Here is a 2379-nt window from a genome sequence, read left to right on the forward strand (position 1 = left end):
GGCAAGCACTCGCGATTGACCACGTTGTAAATTGCCAGACTCCGCATGACTCTCAACGGCCCCGGCGCATCCGCAATGCGCATCGTCAGCCGGTAGGCCTGGGTGGGATGGGGATTTTCGCGATAGATGGGCTTGGGTTTCATCGAGGCACCACAGGCGGACAGGGAAAGCAGCAGGAATACCGGCCATATCCGCCTGGCGGGCTGCGCCCATCGCCTTCGTCGCTCTATCCCCGATACGAAGGCCGGTCGCACCCCAGGCGTTTCTTCGCTGTGCCCAGATGGATTCGAGTGCTGCCGGGAGCCGAGCTTCATCGCGTCATCTCCTCAGCCACCAGCGTGATGGTGAACAGGTCGTCTCTCAATTCAGGGCGGAAGCCCTCTCGCGCTGCCCTACCATGATCAGGATAGTTTTCCACCATTGAATGGGGATATCGCTTTTTCCAGTAGTAGGTCGTTTTCGGCTTGTCTCCAGAGAGTTCGTCCCGCCGTGGTACGAGACTTGACGTGAACAAGGTTTCCCCTTCAGCCCCGGTCGCCCTCAGGTGTATCAGCACCTGGCTCATCTCCCAGCGGCACACGCCCCGGCCGTGGTAGTCCTCGTCAATCATGCCGTCCAGGTAAAAGACACCCGTGTACTCATTCTCAGCCACGCGTGTCAGCGCTATCGGGATGTCCCCCAACGGAATGGGTGACGGGACACCTCCAAAGTTCTCCATGGGCGGCGGCAAGCACTCGGTATTGGTCACCTCATACCAGGCCACGCTCTGCATGATTCTCAACGGCCCCGGCGCATCCGCAATGCGCATCGTCAGCCGGTAGGCCTGGGTGGGATGCGGATTTTCACGATAGACGGGCTTGGGTTTCATCGAGGCACCACAGGCGGACAGGGAAAGCAGCAGGAATACCGGCCATATCCGCCGGGCGGGCTGCGCCCATCGCCTTCGTCGCTCTATCCCCGATACGAAGGACGGTCGCACCCCAGGCCTTTCTTCGCTGTACCCATATAGATTCAAGTGCTGCCGGGAGCCGAGCTTCATCGCCTCATCTCCTCAGCCACCAGCGTGATGGTGAAAAGATCTTCATCTGAAAGATAAGACGCAATCCTTGAACGAACAGTTTGTCCATTGCTGACGGGTGTATCCGAAGTAGAGCCCGGGATACGGGGATACTGGTTCCTGATGTAGTAGGTGGTCTTCGGCTTGTCCGCAGAGAACCCATCCCATCGCTGTTCCAGATTCGCCGTAAACAGGGTCTCTCCTTCGGCGCCGGTGGCCTTCAGGTGTATCAGCACCTGGCTCATCTCCCAGCGGCACACACCCCGGCCGTGGTAGTCCTCGTCAATCATGCCGTCCAGGTAAAAGACACCCGTGTACTCATTCTCAGCCACGCGTGTCAGCGCTATCGGGATGTCCCCCAACGGAATGGGTGACGGGACACCTCCAAAGTTCTCCATGGGCGGCGGCAAGCACTCGGTATTGGTCACCTCATACCAGGCCACGCTCTGCATGATTCTCAACGGCCCCGGCGCATCCGCAATGCGCATCGTCAGCCGGTAGGCCTGGGTGGGATGCGGATTTTCACGATAGACGGGCTTGGATTTCATCGAGGCACCGCAGGCGGACAGGGAAAGCAGCAGGAATACCGGCCATATCAGCCTGGCGGGCTGCGCCCATCGCCTTCGTCGCCCTATCCCCGATACGAAGGACGGTCGCACCCTAGGCATTCCTTCGCTGCGCCCAGATAGATTCAAGTACTGCCGGGAGCCGAGCTTCATCGCGTCATCTCCTCAGCCACCAGCGTGATGGTGAAAAGATCTTCATCTGCAAGATAAGACGCAATCCTTGAACGAACAGTTTGTCCACTGCTGACGGGTGTATCCGAAGTAGAGCCCGGGATACGGGGATACTGGTTCCTGATGTAGTAGATGGTTTTCGGCTTGCCTCCAGAGAGTCCGTCCCGCCGTGGTATGAGACTTGCCGTGAACAAGGTTTCCCCTTCAGCCCCGGTCGCTTTCAGGTGCATCAACACCTGGATCATCTCCCAACGACATACGCCCCGTCCGTAGTAGTCCTCGTCAATCATCCCATCGAGATGAAAAACACCCGTATAGGCGTTTTCCGAAGAACGAACGAATTCGAAGGGGACATGCCGCTGCGGTATCGGCGAGGGCACCCCGCCGAAGTTCTCCATGGGCGGCGGCAGGCACTCGGTATTGGTCACTTCATACCGCGCGGTACTCTGCATGACCCGCAACGGCCCCGGCGCATCCGCAATGCGCATCGTCAGCCGGTAGGCCTGGGTGGGATGGGGATTTTCGCGATAGACGGGCTTGGGTTTCATCGAGGCACCACAGGCGGACAGGGAAAGCAGCAGGAAT

General features: G+C 59.0%; 3 protein-coding genes. All 3 read right to left on the bottom strand.

What is annotated here, in order from left to right:
- Positions 1–310: 310 nt before the first annotated feature.
- Positions 311–868: a hypothetical protein gene (locus AC3DEZ_RS20445; RefSeq protein ID WP_488389848.1), complete on the bottom strand. Its 558-nt coding sequence runs from the start codon at positions 866–868 to the stop codon at positions 311–313.
- Between the two features lie 167 nt (positions 869–1035).
- The gene (locus tag AC3DEZ_RS20450; RefSeq protein WP_488389849.1) at positions 1036–1605 is read right to left on the bottom strand and encodes a hypothetical protein; all 570 of its coding nucleotides are present in this window, start codon (positions 1603–1605) and stop codon (positions 1036–1038) included.
- A 167-nt stretch (positions 1606–1772) separates the two neighbouring features.
- Positions 1773–2379: hypothetical protein (locus AC3DEZ_RS20455; protein ID WP_488389850.1), on the bottom strand; the 607-nt coding region annotated here is incomplete at its 5' end.

Source organism: Pseudoxanthomonas sp. 134C1, assembly GCF_057773065.1.

Coding starts and splice junctions, on each gene's coding strand:
- AC3DEZ_RS20450 (WP_488389849.1), bottom strand. CDS start 1,605: ATGAAATCCAAGCCCGTCTATCGTGAAAATCCGCATCCCACCCAGGCC.
- AC3DEZ_RS20445 (WP_488389848.1), bottom strand. CDS start 868: ATGAAACCCAAGCCCGTCTATCGTGAAAATCCGCATCCCACCCAGGCC.